The following is a 20,356-nucleotide window of genomic DNA, read 5'->3' on the forward strand; positions in this document are numbered from 1 at the left end:
GCAGCATTCCGGCCGCGTCTCTGCACGGCTCCGCTCGCGTGATGTGTGGCAGGCCTTAACGTGGCACACAACCACGTGCTGCCATGGCCGCCGAATGACTATGTTGAACCCATGAGCGGTCATGCCAAGGCAGTTTGCTTCATTAACCGCGATGGGTCGAGAAGACGCATTCAAACATTCGTAGCTCGGCGAGCGGCTAATGTTCAGCAGCCCGTTTCGTGAACGACTTTCACAAAAGCCAAGCCACGCCCGCCCACGCAGCTACTCGACCACAACAGCCCGCACCCCAGCTTCGACATCGGCGACTCGAATATCGGTCGTCCGATCCCGCATCCGCCGCAGCGCAGCGGCGGCCAGCGTCTTTTCGATCACGGCGTCCGCATCCGCAATCGAGCGTCCCGTCACCCGCTCGGTGAGCAGGCTCACCACCTCAGACGAGACCTGCCAGCGATCTCCCAGCTTCTTGTCGAGCGCGGTGTAGACGTAGTCCGCCATCGCCTCGGGCCCCGGCACGTCGAAGACCACTTTCTCCTCGAACCGCCCGCCGCGCAGCGCCGCCGAGTCGATGCGCTCGTAGTAATTGGTGGCAGCGATGAACATCACATCCCGCATACGTCCGCCCGCACCGTCCATCGTGGTCAGGATCTTCTCGGTCAACATCCCGTAATTCGTCGCCCGCCGATCCTGCAGGATGCCATCGGCCTCATCGATGAAGACAATCGCCGGCCGAATGTCGCACGCTTCCCGGTACAGCTTGTCCCAGGCACCGGGGTCGGCAATGATCTGCGCCCCGGTGAGCTTCAGAAACGCCCAGCCGCTTGCCTTGGCCAGCGCCATCGCGGCTTGCGTCTTGCCCGTTCCCGGCGGGCCGGTAAAGATCAGCCCCCGCGGCAAGCTCGCGCCGAGCTGCTCCAGATCCTCGAGTTGCTCCATCTTGAAGGCCAGATCACATAGCAGATCCCGTGAAGCGTCGGGCAGGATGATCTCCTCGATCGCCTTGACGTTCTCCGGCAACTGACCCCGCCGGCCCTGCAACAAACGCATCGCCCGCATGCCGACCTCGAACGTGACGGGCCCCGCGAACAGGCCATCGCGTCGCATCTCGCGCAACTGGCCCCCCAGGGCGGACAGGCGCGCCGCGCTGAACCCCTCCCAGCGGCCCGCCAGCGCCTGGAGGGCCGACCGGTCGATGGCCTCCACCCCCAGCTCATCGCCAATGGCCCGGTACAGGAGCGCCAGACGTGCTTTGAGGTCCGGCGCCGGAATCTCGATCTTGAAGTCGAACCGTCCGTCACGCTTGCCGGCCGCATCGAGCGCGTCCAGCCAATTGGTGGCCGCCACCAGGATGACCCGGGAGCCACGTAGCGCGACGATCTCGGTGAGCATCACATTGGTCAGATCCCGGTCCATGGCGTGGGTCATATCGCCCCGGCTCTTGATGAACGAGTCGATCTCATCGATGAAGAGCACGCAGGTGCCGATCTTGCGCGCCGCAGCAAACACGGCCTTGACCTTCTGGGGTGTTTCGTTGATCCACTTCGAGGCAGCGTCGCCATAAGCGATCGACAGGAAGGGAATGCCCAACTGACCCGCCAGCGCTTCGGCAAAGAGCGTCTTGCCGTTGCCCGGCTCCCCGAAGAGCAGGATCCCGTTACGGGGCTTGCCCTGCGCCTCGATGATGTCCTGGGCCGCACCCCATAGGCGCTTCTTGGTCGAGCGCATGCCGACGACATCTGCAAAGGTATAGCGGCCCTGGCTCACGTTGTCACTGAAGTCATAGACGGGGGAGGCGGGTTGCGCGACTGGCTGGGCAACTGGCGGAGCGACGGGTTTCGCGGGTGGGGCCACAGGAGGTGCCGCAGGTGCTGGGCGCGGCACTGGGCCGGTGGGCGCCGCCGGCGTCACGGGTGTCTTGGGGGTGACGGGCTCAGGACGCTCCACGGGGGCCGAATGCTCAACCGGATTGGCCGGTGCGTAGAGAGCAGAAGCATCGGCAGCGCCGGCCATCGGCACCGACGGGCGAATCTTCATGACCACCGGAATCCAGACCTGGGTGCCGACGATCTCGATACGGGGCACGGCCGCGCTGCGGTGCAGGCGCCACAGTCGCCGGCTGGCATCGGCCAGGAGGAGTGCGGCCGGGATGCTGAAGAAGGATCGCTCCCAGACCAGGGGACCCAACCCCAGCCACAGCACCAGGAAGGCCGTCCAGGTCCAGCCGCGCACTCGCGGGTTCGGCAGCCAGATGAGGGCGGCTGCGGCAACGGTCGAGCCCAGCAGCGTAGCTTGCTGGAGCGCGCCGGCGTGAGCCACACCGGGCAGTTGAGTGAAGAGACTTGTCAGGCTGGCCAGTATGGCGAGAAGACGGATGCCCTGCAGGGGGCGAGCGTAACGTGGTTTCATGATGACCTCGGCTTTGTAGTTGTCGACGGAGGCGGAGCCTTGACGGCGTGGGCGCCTCCTGAGGTTCAGTGTCCAACCCGATGCGGCCAACGCAAGTTGGCCTCGGGCGTGGCACAACGCATCAAAATCAGCAGCGTTAGCGCACGACCTGACGCGCGCGCCGAACCGGCACACCAACGAGTCGGTGCGTACGGATCCGACGACGGTGGGTGCGCACCGGCTCGAAGCGACGGCGCTGGTCCTGCCGCCGCAGGCGGCGTTGGCGAGCCAGGGGCCGGGCCAGATCGGCACGCAGTCGACGGTGCCAGGCGGCGAGTGCCGCGACGGGAATCGCCGCATCGAGCGCGAGGGTGGTGTGGTCCTGAGTCAGTTGAACGACACGGCGGCCGTTGGGGCCGAAAACAAAGTGTTTGATGCGCATAGGGGCTCCAGTGAAAAGAGGAATCGGCAAGGGATCAGGCCAAGGCCTACTTGCGGCGTCGCAGCCACTGGAGCGCGGTGAGCAGGGGGCGGAAAAATTCGCGCAGGATCTGCCAGAGCTCGTCGAGCAGGGCCTGCCACCATTGGGGTTGTGGGTTCATCGCAAAGCGCTCCTGAAGTGAGAGGCAAGCTCGCCTGTGACGGCGGTCATGCCCCGAGATTGCGGAACCCAGTGGCTTCAGACGGAGGCAGGCAGGGGAGCGGCGACTTGGCGTCGTACTGTGAGACAACGTACAGACCGATCCACACCTGCCTGGGCATCGAAGCCACAGGGAAAATTCAGGATCTCATTGAGTTTTGCGAATGCAAGTCGAGCTGGCGGTGGCCTTAGATGGGGGCCCCAAGGGGATACGGCACCGGTCGCGAATTTATGGAAAAGGGCAGGGGGTTAATGGTCGATTTCCCCAACCGTCTGCTAATGCAAGCCTCAATGCTTCTCTGTGCTACCCCGACTCGGATGACCCTGTGACACCGAGACGTCGGAGCGCATCAGCAGCGCCAGGCGTTGCAGGTGTCTGCTGCGGCGAGCGCCAGTCAGCGGCGCTGCCAGGATTTCCAAGTCAAGTTTGCTAATTGATGGGCCTGAGCTGAAATTGAGACGTGAAATGTCCCGAGGCAGGAATATCCTTGAAGCGAAAGCTACGGAAGTCCCGCGCGCCGGCTGGTTTGTTAACGTTGTGTTGGGGAGTGTCGAGTCGCTCAGTTCCTCGACAGATGGAGAAACGAATGCCAATGCTTATCCACCACATTGACGCCATTGCCCGCCAGAAAGGACGAGATGTTGTGTTCGTGACATTTCCCGAATGCGACAGTTGGCTTGAGGAATCGCCTATCGACTATGCGCAATGTGCCGCCCGGGATGTCGTAATCACCTGGCTGGACGGCAATCGAATCGGTTGGTTGCCATGCGCCAAGTTTGCTGATGAGAATTTCATCGGGGCCTATACCGGGGACGTATACGTGGACGTGCCGTTTGACCCGGGCAACGAAGCATACAGACAGGTGAAAGAATTTTTGGAATACCCCGACGGGACTTCAAAAATCGAAGGCGCGAGGTTCTCGTATTTGCCTCTTGCGATCGCAATGACGAACAGTCACCACGACAAGCCCGGTTTCTGGGAAGAATGGGCAAAAGCCCGGTGAGAAGTCGACAACCGGCGGCCTTCCATTGTGGGCGTGGCAAACGATTTACCGCATCTCGGATTCGGTATCGCTGGTTGTGCACTGCGTGTTTCGTGTGTCGCACATCTAGCCTAGCAAAAGCAAGTTAGCCGGTGCGGGCGATATGAACGAAGGTTGAGCGCGGAACCATAAGCGGAGCTAATCAGCCTCGGCGAGATGCAGGGTGCATTGGCGAAGATGGGAGGAAAACATGGCGCTTTCAGTGCACGAAAAACTGAATCTGGCCGCAGACTGGTTACGCGCAGCGGACGGCCTGTTGGTGACGGCGGGCGCTGGCATGGGAGTTGATTCCGGCTTGCCGGACTTCCGGGGAAGGGCCGGCTTTTGGCGTGCATATCCAGTGCTTAAACCCGTCGGCATAAATTTCGAGGACATTGCATCGCCTGATGCCATGCGGCGGATGCCTACCCTTGCATGGGGGTTTTATGGGCATATGCTGGGGCTATACCGCAAGACAGAGCCGCACGACGGCTTCAATATCCTGCGGCATTGGGGCGAACGCATGGAGCACGGACTTTTCGTATTCACGAGCAACGTGGACGGGCACTTCCAGAAGGCCGGATACCCGGACGACAGAATTGTCGAATGTCATGGGTCTATCCACTTCCTGCAGTGTTTCAAGACCTGTAGCCGGAATATCTGGTCGGCGAACATGGTAGATCCCCAGGTAGACGCTAACTCATGCAGATTGCAAAGCGATATTCCGACCTGTCCCAAATGCGGAGCGATGGCGCGTCCAAATGTTTTAATGTTTGACGACTATGACTGGATCGATGACCGCACGGAACTTCAACAGGAGCGCATGGAGCGCTGGCTGTCAAGGGTTTCCAGACTGGTTGTCGTCGAGCTCGGTGCAGGCAAGGCCATTCCAACGGTTCGAATGCTGAGTGAGAAGAATGGGCCACGAATAATTCGCATAAATCCTCGAGACTTCGCTATTGCCTCATATCGGGGCGTCGGAATCCCCGGCAGGGCATTGGAAGTGCTTGGGATGTTGAATGCGTTGCTGGTGGCCGGATAGCCTCATTGAAAGTTGCAATTACTTAGATGTATTCACGCAGGGTAATATTCATACGGGCTACTGATGCCGCTGACGTGACGACCGGCGGTACTGGCCTTGATAGCCATGGCTATCGTTGTCGCCTGGGAGCCCGATACCTATATGGTGGTAGAGAGAACAGCCAGATGGAATGTCACTCTGCGCGGGGCGGATGTTTTAGAACAATGATTGCGTCTCTGTTGAGCGCCACGGTTCGCTGAGAACGTGGCCGCGTGCGCCAACTGCGTCTCGACCAAGGCGCATCGAGCATTATTTCTCCGCACCAGGCAACTGATCGTCATGCGAAGTGAATGGATTGATCTCAAAGGGCGCGTTCTGGTTGTTCTCTTGCACGGAGAACGGCTTGATCAGGAGGATTGTGGTGTCGTCAGCTGGATTCTCGATCGAACCGGAGGCCGCATGCAGGTAGTTCATCGGTGCGAGGTCGATCATCAGCTTGCGTTTGATCTCGGCAATTTCCGCGGCGTCGAATTCGCGGCACAACAGATTTTCGAGCAGCTCCTGTTGACGCGGCTGGCCGAACGCGAGCCGGTACAGCGAGAGGATTTTCAGCAGTTCGTCGAGACGCGTGGCTTCGCGGCTCATCGGCAAGTACGGCACGAAACGCTCGATGCGGGCCTGCCCGACCGGCATGTGCCAATACGGTACTAGGTCGCTTGAACGCGGGTTTGCCGCGAGACCGCGCGCGGACTTCGCGTGCTCGAACCATGCCGCCCACACATCGCCGCCATCCGCGGCAACCGGCGTATTGGCGACGTATTCGGCGACACGGCGACGTACCACCAGCGACTTGTAGCGGTTCACGCGTCCTTCGCGCTGCTCCAGGTCGATTGGATTTGATGGCAGATTCCAGTGGACGACGCGCGAGCAATACAAGTGAAAATCCAGCCCCTCCTGGCCAATCGACGTGGAGTTCAGCATGAACGGCCAGAACGGCGAGTTGAATGCATCGCGCACATTGCTTATCCGCTCAACAGCCTGCTGGTCGGTGCTGCGCTGATTACTGATCGAAACCGCGTAGTGGCAGCGGAACCGGACTGCAACGCCATTGATGCGCTGCACCTGTGCCGTCACACCGCCCGCGCGCAAACGCGTTGTTTCGTTGAGCCGGGCCATTGCATCCGCCGCGTCGAGACCACTCGAGTGGAGCAGATGCAGATATTCGTCGAACATCGCCTGAAGATTGCCGCTTATGCAGTAATCCAACGCGGCCATCCAGAACGGAATTTTCCGGTCGCGCCGACTCTTCTTCAGGATGCGCCGTCCTTCCGGGTTGTTAAACACCTGAACGAAGTCGATTGCGCCGACGCCAGCGCGCCGCGCCAACTCGCGGTCGCCCTTGCCCCATATGCGCTCGAGGCTGGTTAGCACACTCACGGCAGGTCCGGCGATTGCCAGTTTCGCGAGAAAGCTGGGCAGATCGTCGGGCATCGGGCCGAGATCGAGTGCGGGCTCGTCGAGCCGCTCACGCAAGATGTCGATTACGTCGCGTCGGCCGGATGCGTCCGCCGACTGACCCGCATTACATCGAAAGTCATCGAGCCACTGCTCGCACGCGGCGCGTCGCGACAGTACGTTGCGGCCGGCATCTGCGCCGGTGGAGTCGGTCCAGTCGAGCAAGAGCGGCGCCAGCGCGTACCACAGATCGGGATGACGCGGCGCGGGCCCGGCGAAGCGTTGCAGCCGTTGCAAACCGTTCGCCAGTCGACTTTTCATTTCGTTGACGAGCGCTTCGGAACTCTTGCCTAACGCCTCGTCGCGCACCGGCGCGAGATCGCAGAGCGTCCTCGACGGATAGATGAAGCCCCAGGGCGCGAGCGTCTTCGTGTTGTCGAAGCGGATGATGTCGCCGGTCGGTCGATCCTCGAAATACTTGGCGTTGTCTCCCGCAGCGCGCAGCAAACGACGTTCGGCTTCATAGGAAATGAGACCGCTCAGCGCTCGCGGTGCGAGTAACAAGCTTGAGAACAGCAGCGTTTTCGTGAACTGTGCATTGACGGCGAATGGTCCTTCGTGCTTGTAGTAAGGTCGGCTCGGAGGAATCCACAGCAGCATTTCAGCGCCGTTTCCGAACACCGCTTTCGTCACTTCGCGCAACCTGGCGTGCGGCGCGTCTCTATCCAGCTTGACTGCATAGGCGTCCAGCTTGTCGCGCGGGATCCATGCCGCTTTGGCCCGGTTCAGCGCAGCTTTCACTTCGGGAACGTTCTTATGCGACTCGATGTGCGCTCGCAGCTTGTATTCGCCAAGAAACGAGAGCGGCCACGGAGCCGATTTATAGAACTCCATCAACGGCAAGTGATGGATGGTCGGCTGCACGTCGTGCAGAACCTGACCAACTCTGTCGAACGCGACGAATGCGTCGATCTCGGTGCGAGTGAACGTCGAACCGCACGGCAGATGGTTCGCGTGCGTAACGTTTTCGACACCGTTACCGATCGATGCGCGTTCGGTCCGGCATATGTAAGGACGCAGCGCGGACTCGACAGCATTCTTCGGCTGCCCGTCCAGGTCTGAGGGCCGTACCGACGGGTCGCGTAGGAGCAGTATCTCCTTGAGCAGTGCTTCGCGCGCCTTCGTGTACCTTTCCCATGGCGCGGCTTCGCCGCGCCCGATGAAGCGCAGCAGGTGCTGGAGCTGCTCGGCGTGCGCATCTTCCTCGTCGTCGATATGTGTGAGCGCCTTATACGGCGTGGCAGACAGGAGCAGGATCTTGCTAGCGCCATCGCGAGTCTCCTCGAACACCTTGTGGGCGATGATGCCGTCCTCACTGTCGTCGTTGCGGCCGAGCAGTTCCTTGAAACGCTGAAACTCGTCGAGGATGAACAGATCGGCTTCGAGATTGCCCGCGCACGCGTGCATGAACCGCAGACGCAACTCGGTGAGGATGCCGTTGAATGCCTTTGGACAAGCCGCTTTGTCGCGCGCATACAGCGTCGCGCAGCCGCGCAGCAGTTCGAACCAGTCGCCGTATTGTACGTTCGCCTTGTTGAGCTCGGCGAGGTCGTCGCGCGCTAGTGGTGCTATGTCGTTCAACGACGCATGAAACGCGTCGCGCACGCTGCGCACGATGCCGCCCTCGCGCGGCCAGCCGTCGTCATTGGGCCTCCACGAATCACACACTTCCTGCCGAAAGAAGTGCTCCAGCGCAACGAGGTCCGAGCCGCAGAGCTGCGGATGCTCGGCCAGCGCGCGGAAAATGATGTAGCGTTCCTTGGCATTGCCCTTGCCTCGGCGCTTCACTCCAAACGACGTCGCCGGCGTTAGCGTACACACCTCGATCAGCTTGCCGCGATCATCGTGATCGCGCGCGACGCCGAGTTCCGCGAGTCGCCAGAACGTCGGCGCCTGTACGTAGGTGGCCGCGTCCTTGTCCGAGAAGATAGCGAGTTTCCGGCGGTTTTCGTTGGCAAGCGTTTGATTCGAGCAGATGTAAGTCACGCGCAGCGGCCTCGCGGGTTCGTCGCCGTGCATCCTCAGATGGCGCAGCAGCATCCTGGCGATCACACCGCGCGCAACCACCGTCTTGCCGAGCCCGACCTCGTCGGCCACCAACAAGCGGGTCTGCTGTGCTTCGTCGAAGCGTTGCATCACCGCATCGACCGTCGCCCGCTGGAAATCGGTGAGCTTGGCGAAAGAGGCTGAGATCAATTCCCGTTTGCTGCTCATCGACGATTCCTTGCGAGAGGCGCGAAGTGGAGCCACAAATCGAAAAAGACTTTCGGCACAACCATCTTCAGCTTGTCCAACCGCTTGACGAGCTGGCCGACGCGTTCCAGATGCTCGGGATTGCGCGCCGCCGCCCGCATCAACTGTTCGAACAGCGCGTCGCTGCCGTCGAAGCCGAACAAGTCGGAGACTTCGTTGGCATGACGGTCGGCGTGCAACACCCGGCGTTTGTCGGGAGACGGATCCAGCAGCATGCGCACGTAGTTGAGGAACTTCTCAGGCGTGTCAACGAGTTCGCGCACCACGGCGTCCTCGCGATTGACGCCAGCCGGCAGGACTAGACGCGCCTGGATGACCAGCGATGCCTTGACGTCGCTGTCTTGCCCGCAGATTTGTAGCGGCACGAGCGCGCTCAACTGCGTCAGCGCGAGATCGTTCCATTCGACGCCGCTCAGCAGCGGCTTCCAGACGCCCAACCGGCTCAGCAGGCCAACATTCACGTGCAAGCCGTCCGGAACGTTAGACAGCGCGAAGTTCGTCGCCAGCACGAGACGATAGCGGCTGGTCTGGTCCCCGCGCGCTTCGAGCTTCCAGTCGGAGGCGATCAAGCGGTGCGCAAGCATGCGCAGCTTTTGGCGGTCCGACTCCTGTTCGCGGACGTCGAGCGGCGTGAACGTGTGCGGTACCACGAAATGGTTGCCTTCATCGCCGGTCCATTGCCGCAACAACACGTCAATGCCGACCTTCGCGTCGGCGCCGCTCAGTCGCAACATGAATTCGGTGTTGCGTGGTGTGTCCGCAAGCGATCCACCCAGTGCGGCAATCGTCGCGTTCGCCGAGCCGAGGTGCCAGTGCGCGGTCTGTCCGCTACGGCTCACGATCAGCTTCGCATGAAGATTCTGGCTGCGTGCGTGTTCCTCCTCGCGATGCTCCTCGCCATCGACAATGCGATCGTTCAGCGTGTAGCAGTCCCAGTCCGAGAGTGCCTGCTGCCCGAGCGCATCCAGCGAGTCGCTACGGCTCAGCAGCATGCGCCTACCTTTCACATCGCTGCCAAGCCAGTCGAGTGCCTTCTTCTCCGATGCATCGAGAAACGGCGACACTACAAGCAGATCGTCCTTCGCATCGCCGAAGTTCAGCGGAGTGCCAAAGCGATCGTCAGGTTCTGCGATGTGCGCACCGCCGCCAGGCAGCATGCGAGGGTCGCGGAACGGTTGCGGTGGCTGCCATTGCATGCGCCGCAGATCGCGGATCATCGATTTCAGCGGCTCGAAGCCTGATGCATATGGTTCCAGCGATTCGACGAACAACGCAAGCGCGTCGTCGCTGCGCGCCGACTCGCCCGATGGTTGGCCGTCGAGGCTTGCCGTCAAATCCCAACTGCGGTCGAACGTCAAGTTGCGGCTCATGACGAGCAGCCGGTATCTGCGCTCCGGGTCGGGTGTGGTTGATCTGCGCCAGTCTTTTCGCACGTAGCGTAGCAGCCATAGCTTCGGATGAAACGACGAAAATGCCGCGCTGCGCTCGCTGTCCTGCACGGTCGGCACGATTGGAGCGAGCATTGGCTCCAGCAGACCGAAGAGCCGGTTGAACTCCAGTGGCACGTGGATGTTGCCGTTCTGATAGAACACCTTCAGCTTGCCGCCCAGTTGGCTGATCGCGTCGAGCAGCGCGATTTTCTCACCGGCGAGCTCACCTTCGAGCGTGTTGCCGAGCACCAGCGACACGGGCAGCACCAGCAGTGCGTTGAGATCGATCGAATAGGTAGTTGCAATTGCAGCGTCGAGCTCATACGCGACGCCGCCGGTCTCGTCAGGCGGGGGAGGCCGCAGCAGGTGACCGTAGTCGCAGCGACTGGATGCGGGATTCAGCATGCGAGCCCCTCCCGAATGTCCGTGAGGATCTGCCTTGCCTGCGGCCAGCGATATTGCAGCGTAGAGATGCCGACCCACCCGGTGTCCGCGGGTAGCGAGCGTTGCAAGAGCGAACGGTTGCCCTTGTTGGCGTCCGCTTGTTCGCGCACCAGTGCATCGAGCCGTTCTGTGGGCGTGTTATCGGCGCTCATGGATTCGTGCCAACGCCGAATGAAGCGGCGTGTGTTGGTACTGACGCCAACCTGCAACGCGATGGACGGCGATAACCATTCGTCGACGGTCTTGGCATTAAAGAGATCGTCGTCTATCGCTTCGGCGCGCCAGTCGTCGAATTCCTGACTCAGCTCTTCGGCACGCTCAATCTGTTCGAGCTTCATCGCTATCAGATAGTTGAATCGCAGATGTGCGCCGAGAAATGCCTTGCTGAATCGGGCGGCATTGCGCGCGGTCGTACGGCAGATCTCGGACACTTGCGGTAACGCTTGAAGAGCGTGGCTGAGCGCTTCGAAATCTTCGGCGCCGAGTATTGTGCCGTCGCGAAACAGATCCGTGTTGATCAGTTGAGCTGGGACGCTGTGCTTTAGCGCTTCAACGTAACGGAGTTTGCTGTAGAGCAGTTCGGCTTCCGGGCGCGTCAGCCCGATCCGAATGTCTTCGTGCCAGTCGCGGCTGCGGCGCGGCACGGTGGCAACCAGGTGCCGGCGCTTCATCACATCGTCGTCTTCGCCGCTGTCGAACTCCGCGCTGTCGCACAGCAGACGGTCGGCCGTTTGCTGTTCGCTTGCGCTGCGGCAGAATTCGGCGATCGACAGCTCGGTATCGACGAGGCCGAACTTGCGCAGGCCGGTCCAGTATGCCGACGACGGCCGCCGCGAAGCTCCGCCCTTGCCGACCCGCTCTTTGCCGATGATGCCAACCGGAAACGGTTCGCCTCGTTCCGTCTGATCCGTCTCGTGATTGTGTACTAGCCGTTCGGCCAGATGGTCTTCCGATTCCTTCAGATACGACTCCAGAGAGCGGCGGCGCCGCTCCTTCGGCGTCAGCGCCCAATAGTCGGCGAAAATCTGCGGCACGGTGACAAAATATTTCGCCCGCGTCTGAATTGTCGAGAAGCCTGGGAAAAGACTATCGGAGAACGCGTCGCGCAACTGACCAATACCGAGTTCGTCGAGCGTGCCGGCTTCACTCAACAGCGCAAGGACGCCGTTCACCCTTTCGCGGTCGGTCGAAGAGAAATCAATCCATCCAACGCTGCTCAATACGCCTCCCGTGACAGATCGTTATTCAAGTTAAGACAGCTCGCTGGCCGATCCACTTATGGTCAATGCGGCGACGTAGCTGCATCGACGAAGAGGATCATGTCGTGGGTACTGACGCGCGTAACAAAGCACAAACCGGCCCAGACGATTACTCTTCCCAGCTACCGCAAATTTCTATGACCACTCGCTTTTATTGAATTCAATTTTCTTGCCCTGTAGCATTATCTCTGCTCTCAACCACCGTTACGTTGCGAAAGCATAGCCGTCGATGTTTGCGGTGGGAAATTGTAACTCTAGTTGTTGGGTATTGGGGACGGCCTATCGCGCTGTGCGGTGAAATCTCTGTAAATCTCGGGACAAGACGTGTGTACGGCGTTGATGCTGGATGCGGTCGGAACACCCGCACCAAGGTCTGGCTATTGCGCCGCCTACCGTAGTGTTCGTAGGCCGTCTTGGAGCTAGAGTGACCACATAGAGCTGCTATGAGCACCAGATCCTTGAGCGTGGGTGTGTCAGAAATTCCGTGTTCAAGGCAGGTTGAGTAATCACACGGAAGGCCGAACAAATCGATCCTGATAGAGGATAGCGAATTGGTTCATGGCAGCTTTCCAATCCTTGGTGGCGCGCCCCCAGTCGGCGGTGATATTTCGCAATGCCAGCCAGATGAGCTTCGTCGCGGCATCATCGGTCGGGAAATGCCCTCGCGTCTTGATGATCTTGCGCAGTTGCGAGTTGATATTCTCGATGGCGTTCGTAGTGTATATAACCTTGCGAATATCCGGCGGAAACGCGAAGAACGGAATCACACGATCCCGGACATTCCGCCAAGCAGCACTGACCGTTTGGAACCGTTGGCCCCACGGCCCTTCGGCAAACGCATCGAGCTCCGCCTGTGCGGCTTCGGCACTCGGTGCCGTGTAAATCGGGCGAATCGCGGCGGCCAATGCCTTGCGGTCCTTCCAACTGGCGTAAGCGAGACTGTTGCGGATCAGATGGACGATGCAGGTTTGCAGGGTGTCAAACGCAACGGCGGGGAGTGCGCGCAAGGCAGCTCGCGGGTACTGATGGTCGCCGTCGTCTTCGCCGGCGGAACCGTTGGGGCCGAGCCACTGCCGGACTTTGCCCTGTTGTCCACATTATCTTGACGATCGATGACGGCGCCGTCGAAGACACCACCCGGTTTCGCGTTGGTGTTTGTCAACTCATGTGCGATCTTGCTTCGACGTAACGCCCCATAAAATACGCGCTTGCCCAGGCGCAACCCAGCAGCACCAACGATATGGCGTTGAGCCAGTCGCTAGTCCACAGAAATGCCGCGATCCCGCCGAAGGCAATGGTAGGCAACAGGATGAGCGCGAGGATAAGTCCCAATATCCCCCATATTTCGCATATCGTGATGAAGTTGATGATCAGGTAACTGCCGGCGAAGACCAGCGTGATTACCAAGTACGCGATGGCCGCCATGCGGGTTGTTCGCCGAATGAATGCAAAGGGCGCGATGAGGATCGACGCCGCGAACGCGAGCGCGGAAAGCATCCACAAGCTGTTGACAATCCACAGCCCGATCAGAGCGAGCATATTCATGTGCGTTCTCCCGGCGCGCTCGAATCATCTTACCCATGCGAGTTCTAACTAAGCGGTGCCTGGCGCAGGATACCTTTACAGATGCTTTGATCTCTTCAGCGCCGGACATGTGAGAAATATTGCGGCAGCACCGGGCGCCGCTCCTGCAGGCAATACGCTTATGCGATCGGCGTGGCTCGTTGCCCACGAGCCCGCGTCGATTGAAAACACAGTCAATTTCGAATGCCAGTCGTTACAGCTAGCCGATCAGTCGGCTGCACCCCTTTCCCGTGTCACTGAAAGTCGGCCTTTTGCCCTTGGGCTTTCAGAATTGCATCGATCTTGGCCTCAAGGCGTAGGTTTGTGCACCCGATGAGATACGCGAGACAATAGATATTCACGAATGGGACGATGCAGAGGATGGTCCAACGAAATACAGGTCGACCTTTATCTTTCGCCAAATAGTGACCAACGATGCCGAATACCAAGGACATCAGCAGCAATGGAACGAATGACATAAGAGTAGCTTCCGGCGTCGTTTCCATACGATCTCCACTAACGATTTTCGTTTAGTTAAATGCGCCCGCCTTCAGATCATTTGATCTGCCCCGTTCACTAGTACCAGCCGGGTTCTAGCAAAGTCCAATTATGAGACTAACCCAAAAAACTGGGCCAAGCAAAAGTAGAAAAGTCCGGCATGATTCAACCGTGAAGCGGAAGAGGTCATGCCATGAAGAAGAGCAAGTTCACCGACGAGCAAATCGCATGCGCGTTGAAGCAGGCGGAGCTGGGTACGCCCGTAGCGGAGGTCTGCCGCAAGAGTACAGACTTACCGTGCGTAGCCTGAAAACACTGGTGACCGCGTTTTCGGACGTGGGCGACCACCTTAAAATCTGTGCCATAGTCAAAATAAAAAATAAACTAAATCAAAGGCTTAGTATTTTTTTGGCGAAGCTGCTATGGCACAGCGTTGCACACACAAACCTATGATTCGCTTACATTTTCAATCTTCATATGTATAGATTAATAGCCTATCGGGGGTTCGAATCCCCCTCTCTCCGCCACTTTCCCCATAAGGCTTTGCGGCCGATCGATTTTAGGCGCTGTGCCATAGGTCGTTCATCGCAACGGCTTTACCCGCTCGGGTTTGCGTCTTTAGAACTTTTCTGTGCACGCGGTGTGGGACGACTGCCGCAGCACGATGCCACAAAGCCCGCCATGTCGTAGTTCTTGTCAGCCCAAAGGTGATGAGCTTGTCGGCAACAAACGCCGCATCGGCGTGCATGTCGGTGCCGGCGGCGAGCTAGGCCATGCCGGCTATCGGTCAGCACATGCCCCTAATAGCAAAGCACTTCGCCGATGCCGCGACTCTTGCGAAACAAGCGGGCTTCGCTGTCCGTGCTCGATTCATGTGGCTCGTTGCTGCGTTTCTCGCCGTGCCAACTCTCGCGCTGGCGAGTGGTGCCCTCTGGCGATGTGTCGTCGTCCGACTGGTCTTTGCGCACGAAGCGCCTCTGTCACGCCCAAGCCGGAATCAGCGTGTCGTCCGTGCTGAAATGCTCGCCAGAGAGCAGACCGCGCGCGTGGTCTCAACCGTTTCGCTAAACAAACTGACGATGAGGTCATGAACCAGTAAACGGTCGAGGTTCTTGCTGAAGGTCGAGTGGTCCCACGTGCCATCGTCCATCGCCAAGCCGACGAACCAGCGGAACGGCATGTTGCAGGAGATTTGCTCCACCAGCATGCGTTCGCTGCGAATCGAATACATCACTTGCAGCAACACCGCATGAATCAGCTTCTCCGGTGCGATGCTTGGCCGCCCGCCTTTCGCTCCGCTCTCGTGCGTGCGCCTGGATGATGCGTGCGGGAGGTATTTCAACGGCCTGCTAGTGGTGCTGATGTCCGCACTTGCCTGAGGTGCATGGATCACCCGCCAGTTTTGCCAAAGCGTGGGCATGGCGCAGCACCTCGCGAACGTCCAGTGGTCCACCATGGCCCATATGAAAACGCTTGCCGCCACCGTCCACCATCCGAATCAGTTCACGCGATACAGTGGCGGGATCATCTTCGAACGGCGGGCGAATTGCCCGCCCCTTTCGGATCACACCACCGATAAGGATGCCTGAGGCGATCAGGTCGCCGACCATCATGTCCTGGGACGACAACTCCACGGCAATCGAGCCGGGCGTATGGCCGCCAGTGTGCCGCACGATGCCGTCAACCCCGAAGTCGAGCAGGTTCACCGTGTGGCCGTTGGTCATCATGATGTCCGGGACAAAGCCGTCGTATGGTTCATGCGGAACTGGCGTCTTGAGAAACAGCTTGCCGACCCAACTCGTCGTGCAATAAGTCATCGGCTCCTTGCGGCTGTAGAAATCCGCGTCGTCCCGATGCGCCAGAATGGGCGCGCCCGACAATGCGCGCACGCGTGCCGCGCTGCCGGCGTGATCGGTATGAGCATGGGTGACAACGATCAGCTTGATGTCGCGAAACGTCAGGCCGTGTTCGGCAAGAGCCTTGCCGATCTTGGCCTCCGATCCGGGAATGCCGGTGTCGATGAGTACGCAGCCTGCCTCGCTGCGGATCAGATGGGCGTTGACCATGCCGAAAGGCAAGATCGGAATGGCAATGATCTGGGTCTGAAACATGGGGATATCCTTAGAGATGCAGATGCCCGCCCGCCACATGCGGGTTATCGGGTAATGGGATCCTTGTCATTGCTGCCATGCCTCGCGTTCTCCGCTGCCAGCGATCAACGGCGTGGCAAAGTCCCGGATCAACGCTGACAGCTCGCCTGGCGCTTCCAGGGGCGAGAGATGGCCAATGCCCGGCAGAACGTGCAAAGTGGCGTGCGGTATGCGCGTCATCAACTCCTGCTGTAGCACCGTAGCTGGATCGACCCGGTCTTTTTCGCCTGAAATGACGAGGGTCGGAACGCGGATCAGTGTGGCTTGCGCGCTGATGTCTTCCTGGCTGGCGGCTAGCGGCCATGCCGCTTTGGCAGCGGGCGCTCCTTGCAGACTGTCCTGCACGACTGTTTCCAGATCGTCCGGCTGAAGAGGGCTGGCCGTCAGCATCTGCTGGACCGTGGCCAGGACGCTTTCCCGGCTGTCATAGGCCTTGACCATGCTTTGCCTGATTTCAAGCGGCAGGTTCATCGGCGATGGCGGTGACGGCGCCACCAGAACCAGTCCTGCCAGTCCGGCCGGGTGGCGCGACGCCAGTAGTTGTGCGACCTTGCCGCCCATCGAATGCCCCACCAGGATGTAACGGCCGAGGTCCAGGCCGTCGATCAGCCTTTGGGCATCATCGGCCAGCGTGTCCAGTGTATAAGCGCCAGATGGTTTGTCCGAGCGGCCCCAGCCACGATGATCGATCGCGATGCTGCGAAAAGCGGGCGTCAGGGCCTGCATCACATGGTGCCACGTGCGCGACGAACCACCCCAGTAGTGCAGGAATACGAGGGGCGGTGCGTTTGTCCCGAGATCCTCGACATGTAGTTTGACAGCGTTCGATAAGGTGTTCATTAAATTGCTCCTGGTGCCGACTGGCAGCACGGACGTCGCGGATGCGGTGATGTCAGGCGGCAGCCTGAAGGATGAAGTCGGTGACGACGGCGGGATGCGACAGCATCGGCACATGACTGGACGCAACACGCCTGATCGTCGCATTCATGCGCGCGGCCATGCGTTCCTGCTCCACACGCAGGATGGCCTGATCTTCCTCGCCAATCAGGTAGAAAGTTGGACGGCTGCGCCATGCGGCCTGTGTCAGTGTGCCGCCGAGCGCCGCGCCATTGATCGGGCCTTGCGTGGCATGGACCACCGTCTGCTCGACGGGATCGAGATCTTGTGCGAACAGGGTGGCGACGCCCTTGGGCGTGAGCGACAGGAAGCCTTGCGCGTCGGGCCTGATCTCGTCATTGAGCGGGGCTGCCTCGAACTGGGCGAAGAGCGATCCGGCGGACTCCCCCGCATCTGGCGCGAAGGCATCGATGTAGACCAGTCGTTTGACCTTGGCGGCGTTGCCGGCCTGGCCGATCACGGCACCGGCATAGCTGTGCCCCACCAGAACCACATCTCCCTGCACCAGCGCGATGGCACGTCCTACCGCCGCGACATCGGCCTCGAAGCTGGTGAGGGGGAGCTGAACGGCAGTGACACTCATACCCTTTGCGGCCAGCAGCGGAATGATCTTGGCCCAGCTGGAGCCATCGGCCCAGGCGCCATGTACGAGGATGACGTTAGAGATAGTCATAGTATTTCTCCTTGAAAATAGTGTGCGGTGAGGGAAAAGGTAGTTAGCCGTGCCAGCGCGAGCAACGGATGATGGAGCAGAAATTACCGCGGTGGAAATGCGGTTCCTTATCGGCGATCACATCTGCCTTGACGTTGCCGAATGTGGTATCGGGCTTATGCTTGGTGCCGTCGTAGAAGGCCTGGATGATGTCTTCCTTGAAGGCGGATGTACGTGGAAAGGCGGCGACCACGGCCTCGCGAATGTCGTCGGGATAGCGGTTATAGGTCAGGCCCAGCACGTCCATCTCGACGCCCGCAGTGGTCAGGGCGATTACCGGATGCATGAATTCCGGTACGCCCGGCGTGGTGTGCAGCGCGATGCCGGTCCATACCTTTTCAATGTCGGCAGGATCAAGCTTGTAGCTTTGCAGGAAGTCGCGGGCGGCATTCGCGCCATCGACTTCGAAACGCAGGTTGGCGCTGCTATGCGACGGCATCAGGCCAACATCGTGGAACATCGTTGCGGCGTAAAGCAGCTCCGGATTGAAGCTCAGCCCGCGTTGCTGTCCGGCGAGGGCGCCGAAAAAGTAGACTCGGCTCGAGTGGTTGAAGAGCAACTCGGTCTCGGTGTCGCGTACAAACTCGGTGATGGCGCGTGCCAATGAGCTGTCGGGGATGACGATGCCATTGATGGCCGGCGCTGCATGATGATGGTTGGTCAAAATATCTCTCCGCGCATGACTGACACGACCAGCAACCCTGCAAACGGGTTGTGCTGGCGGTCATTGCCGTTGGTTGAATGGTTGGTTGGGCTGGTTCTCGAAGAGGACCTTGTAGCCGGTCCAATCATCATCGCGGCTAACTGGTCTGGCAGCAATCTCATTGCACCGCCGAAAACTGCCAAGCGTGCGTGTTAAACTGCCAGTGGGGTTTCAGGCAGTTTGGCGTTCGGGCATCCGGATCATTTTTGGCACAAGGACATGCGCACTGATGGCAAACAGAGAGGTTGCAGTCGTCATTTTCGAGGGCGTTCAGGCGCTTGACGTAGCCGGTCCGCTTGATGTCTTCATGACGGCCAATGGCTTCTTGCCGGAAGAAGACCATTACCACTGCGTTCTGGTCGCGGGCAGCACACAGCGCTTGCGCAGTGCCAATGGAATGTGGATGGTCGCTGATCTGAGCTTCGCTCAGGCAGAGCGTGCTTTTCACACGGTTCTGGTGGCAGGAGGCCAGTGCCTTCCCGCAAGTGCACCCGATGATGCCATGTCGGCGTGGCTGAGACGATGGGGTGTTGCGGCCCAGCGTTATGGGTCGATTTGCACTGGCGCTTTTGCGCTGGGACATGCGGGGCTTCTCGACAACCGAACCGTCACGACTCATTGGCTTTGTTCGGAGCAGCTTGCAACGCAGTTCCCCGCAGCGCGGGTAGAGCATGACCGGATCTATGCGCGTGACGATCGTCTGGTGACGTCCGCCGGCGTGACGGCTGGTATTGACCTCAGCCTTGCTTTGGTTGGAGAAGATCACGGACCTGCGCTATCGCTTGCATGCGCCAAGGCACTCGTGGTCGTTGCGCAACGCCAGGGAGGCCAATCCCAATTCAGCCCGTTGCTAATCTCCGTCCGCGACCCGGAAACGCCGCTGGGAAAAGTGCAGACCTATGTCATGGAGCATGTCCGCGAGGCCTTTCCGGTTGAACGGCTCGCTGATATTGGCGGCGTAAGTCCGCGCAGTATTGCGCGTCTTTTCGTGAGTGAACTCGGTGTAACGCCGCATGAATATGTGGAAGGGGTACGCCTAGATCAGGCTCGCAACCTGCTGGAGTCCACGGAGGCCGCCCTGAAGACCGTCGCTTTCGACTGCGGTTTTACCAGTCCCGATCAAATGCGGAGCGCCTTTCAGCGGCGACTCAACGTCACACCGCAGCAATATCGAGGGAGTTTCAGAACCGCGTAAGTGAGGGTGTTGTTTTGCGCCGGAAACGCTTGCGCAACGAGGATCACATCCGTAGCTTCTGTGGCATGTTCCCGACCAGACGTTCATCGGGGGGCATAGAGAACCCAGATAGAGACTGACAAAGAGCGGTAGCGATCGCGTCAAGCAAGCGCTGGGCACCGCCGCAGACGTCGCAAGCGAGTTCGACCCAGGTCTTTCACGCCGTGTGCTGGCGTCTTATGGTGAACGAGGGGGCATCACCACAAGCAAGCCATACATATGCGCAGTTGACCTGCCCGCTTCGGTAGGGCCAACCGGCTTCTAGCAAAGTCCTTTCACTTACTCTCAAAGCCGCTTGGTACCCGGTAAGGTACGCTCCGTGCAAGTACCTCCAGGATTTGGGGAACTCGCGATTTTCGCTATTTCTGGTCTTCGGCACTATGCGATCCTCCGCCAAATCCGGCATCACTTCATCGAATTTTCCGTGGCTAGCTTCCACCCCCGATGCTTGCTCGACATGTTGGCGTAATACGATGATATGTTCGTCAGAACACATCCCGTGCTCAATGCCCACGGCTGGCGTTGCTTGCGCTTGACATGTCCCCGGCGGCGACCGGTTAGTTGCCGCAATTCATCTTCTAAAAGAAACATCGAGGTCGTCGATCGTTTGAATTTCGTATCGAATGGGAATCC

The 20,356-nt window shown here is 59.7% G+C and carries 14 protein-coding genes and 3 pseudogenes; 4 read left to right on the forward strand and 13 right to left on the reverse strand.

What is annotated here, in order from left to right:
• Window positions 1-261 precede the first annotated feature (261 nt).
• Together PATSB16_RS02455 and PATSB16_RS02460 are read right to left on the reverse strand one after the other, a co-directional pair.
• Window positions 262-2,403 (reverse strand): AAA family ATPase, encoded by a 2,142-nt coding sequence (locus PATSB16_RS02455; protein WP_052892543.1) that lies wholly within the window; start codon window positions 2,401-2,403, stop codon window positions 262-264.
• Between the two features lie 136 nt (window positions 2,404-2,539).
• The gene (locus PATSB16_RS02460; RefSeq protein WP_047212470.1) at window positions 2,540-2,824 is read right to left on the reverse strand and encodes a hypothetical protein; all 285 of its coding nucleotides are present in this window, start codon (window positions 2,822-2,824) and stop codon (window positions 2,540-2,542) included.
• 785 nt (window positions 2,825-3,609) lie between these two features.
• Between PATSB16_RS02460 and PATSB16_RS21070 the strand changes: the two genes are divergently transcribed.
• Together PATSB16_RS21070 and PATSB16_RS02470 are read left to right on the forward strand one after the other, a co-directional pair.
• The gene (locus tag PATSB16_RS21070; protein ID WP_047212471.1) at window positions 3,610-4,026 is read left to right on the forward strand and encodes a hypothetical protein; all 417 of its coding nucleotides are present in this window, start codon (window positions 3,610-3,612) and stop codon (window positions 4,024-4,026) included.
• Window positions 4,027-4,255: 229 nt separating this feature from the next.
• A complete protein-coding gene (locus PATSB16_RS02470) occupies window positions 4,256-5,086 on the forward strand; it encodes an SIR2 family NAD-dependent protein deacylase (RefSeq protein WP_047212472.1) in 831 nt (276 codons plus the stop codon).
• Window positions 5,087-5,374: 288 nt separating this feature from the next.
• Here PATSB16_RS02470 and PATSB16_RS02475 read toward each other — a convergent pair whose 3' ends face one another.
• The 6 genes and pseudogenes from PATSB16_RS02475 to PATSB16_RS02500 form a co-directional block, all read right to left on the reverse strand.
• Window positions 5,375-8,794, reverse strand: coding sequence for a helicase-related protein (locus tag PATSB16_RS02475; protein ID WP_047212473.1), 3,420 nt, complete (start codon window positions 8,792-8,794; stop codon window positions 5,375-5,377).
• Window positions 8,791-10,668 (reverse strand): phospholipase D family protein, encoded by a 1,878-nt coding sequence (locus PATSB16_RS02480; RefSeq protein ID WP_047212474.1) that lies wholly within the window; start codon window positions 10,666-10,668, stop codon window positions 8,791-8,793. Before PATSB16_RS02480 ends, PATSB16_RS02475 begins: the two co-directional genes overlap by 4 nt.
• On the reverse strand, window positions 10,662-11,927 hold the full coding sequence (locus PATSB16_RS02485) for a DUF6361 family protein (RefSeq protein WP_047212475.1): 1,266 nt from the start codon (window positions 11,925-11,927) through the stop codon (window positions 10,662-10,664). The genes PATSB16_RS02480 and PATSB16_RS02485 overlap by 7 nt, the downstream gene beginning before the upstream one ends.
• A gap of 545 nt (window positions 11,928-12,472) precedes the next feature.
• Window positions 12,473-12,943 (reverse strand): annotated as a pseudogene (locus tag PATSB16_RS02490) (IS256 family transposase); the annotation flags it as partial.
• Between the two features lie 181 nt (window positions 12,944-13,124).
• The gene (locus tag PATSB16_RS02495; protein ID WP_047212476.1) at window positions 13,125-13,511 is read right to left on the reverse strand and encodes a hypothetical protein; all 387 of its coding nucleotides are present in this window, start codon (window positions 13,509-13,511) and stop codon (window positions 13,125-13,127) included.
• 272 nt (window positions 13,512-13,783) lie between these two features.
• Complete coding sequence (locus PATSB16_RS02500; protein ID WP_047212477.1) at window positions 13,784-14,035, reverse strand: hypothetical protein; 252 nt, start codon at window positions 14,033-14,035, stop codon at window positions 13,784-13,786.
• Between the two features lie 185 nt (window positions 14,036-14,220).
• On the opposite strand from PATSB16_RS02500, the pseudogene PATSB16_RS20765 reads away from it, so the two are divergent.
• A pseudogene (locus PATSB16_RS20765) lies at window positions 14,221-14,310 on the forward strand (transposase); the annotation flags it as partial.
• Between the two features lie 319 nt (window positions 14,311-14,629).
• On the opposite strand, the pseudogene PATSB16_RS02505 reads toward PATSB16_RS20765, so the two are convergent.
• The 5 genes and pseudogenes from PATSB16_RS02505 to PATSB16_RS02525 all read right to left on the reverse strand — a co-directional run.
• Window positions 14,630-15,339: pseudogene (locus PATSB16_RS02505) on the reverse strand (transposase); the annotation flags it as partial.
• Window positions 15,340-15,376: 37 nt separating this feature from the next.
• Entirely contained in the window at window positions 15,377-16,138 is a 762-nt protein-coding gene (locus PATSB16_RS02510; RefSeq protein ID WP_047212479.1) for an MBL fold metallo-hydrolase, read from the reverse strand.
• A 66-nt stretch (window positions 16,139-16,204) separates the two neighbouring features.
• The gene (locus tag PATSB16_RS02515) at window positions 16,205-17,017 is read right to left on the reverse strand and encodes an alpha/beta fold hydrolase (protein WP_047212480.1); all 813 of its coding nucleotides are present in this window, start codon (window positions 17,015-17,017) and stop codon (window positions 16,205-16,207) included.
• 52 nt (window positions 17,018-17,069) lie between these two features.
• Window positions 17,070-17,747 carry an alpha/beta fold hydrolase gene (locus tag PATSB16_RS02520; RefSeq protein WP_047212481.1) on the reverse strand — a complete coding sequence of 226 codons (678 nt, stop codon included), beginning with the start codon at window positions 17,745-17,747 and terminating at the stop codon, window positions 17,070-17,072.
• Window positions 17,748-17,790: 43 nt separating this feature from the next.
• The gene (locus tag PATSB16_RS02525; protein ID WP_047212482.1) at window positions 17,791-18,450 is read right to left on the reverse strand and encodes an HD domain-containing protein; all 660 of its coding nucleotides are present in this window, start codon (window positions 18,448-18,450) and stop codon (window positions 17,791-17,793) included.
• A 268-nt stretch (window positions 18,451-18,718) separates the two neighbouring features.
• Between PATSB16_RS02525 and PATSB16_RS02530 the strand changes: the two genes are divergently transcribed.
• A complete protein-coding gene (locus PATSB16_RS02530) occupies window positions 18,719-19,684 on the forward strand; it encodes a GlxA family transcriptional regulator (RefSeq protein WP_047212483.1) in 966 nt (321 codons plus the stop codon).
• Window positions 19,685-20,356 lie beyond the last annotated feature (672 nt).

Origin of the sequence: Pandoraea thiooxydans, from assembly GCF_001931675.1 — a bacterium.
Classification (GTDB): Bacteria; Pseudomonadota; Gammaproteobacteria; order Burkholderiales; family Burkholderiaceae; genus Pandoraea; species Pandoraea thiooxydans.

Excerpts from the sequence above, each read along its gene's own strand:
- PATSB16_RS02520 (WP_047212481.1), bottom strand. The coding sequence starts at position 17,747 with ATGACTATCTCTAACGTCATCCTCGTACATGGCGCCTGGGCCGATGGC.
- PATSB16_RS02495 (WP_047212476.1), bottom strand. The coding sequence starts at position 13,511 with ATGAATATGCTCGCTCTGATCGGGCTGTGGATTGTCAACAGCTTGTGG.
- PATSB16_RS02470 (WP_047212472.1), top strand. The coding sequence starts at position 4,256 with ATGGCGCTTTCAGTGCACGAAAAACTGAATCTGGCCGCAGACTGGTTA.
- PATSB16_RS21070 (WP_047212471.1), top strand. The coding sequence starts at position 3,610 with ATGCCAATGCTTATCCACCACATTGACGCCATTGCCCGCCAGAAAGGA.
- PATSB16_RS02460 (WP_047212470.1), bottom strand. The coding sequence starts at position 2,824 with ATGCGCATCAAACACTTTGTTTTCGGCCCCAACGGCCGCCGTGTCGTT.
- PATSB16_RS02510 (WP_047212479.1), bottom strand. The coding sequence starts at position 16,138 with ATGTTTCAGACCCAGATCATTGCCATTCCGATCTTGCCTTTCGGCATG.
- PATSB16_RS02480 (WP_047212474.1), bottom strand. The coding sequence starts at position 10,668 with ATGCTGAATCCCGCATCCAGTCGCTGCGACTACGGTCACCTGCTGCGG.
- PATSB16_RS02475 (WP_047212473.1), bottom strand. The coding sequence starts at position 8,794 with ATGAGCAGCAAACGGGAATTGATCTCAGCCTCTTTCGCCAAGCTCACC.
- PATSB16_RS02500 (WP_047212477.1), bottom strand. The coding sequence starts at position 14,035 with ATGGAAACGACGCCGGAAGCTACTCTTATGTCATTCGTTCCATTGCTG.
- PATSB16_RS02530 (WP_047212483.1), top strand. The coding sequence starts at position 18,719 with ATGGCAAACAGAGAGGTTGCAGTCGTCATTTTCGAGGGCGTTCAGGCG.
- PATSB16_RS02515 (WP_047212480.1), bottom strand. The coding sequence starts at position 17,017 with ATGAACACCTTATCGAACGCTGTCAAACTACATGTCGAGGATCTCGGG.
- PATSB16_RS02455 (WP_052892543.1), bottom strand. The coding sequence starts at position 2,403 with ATGAAACCACGTTACGCTCGCCCCCTGCAGGGCATCCGTCTTCTCGCC.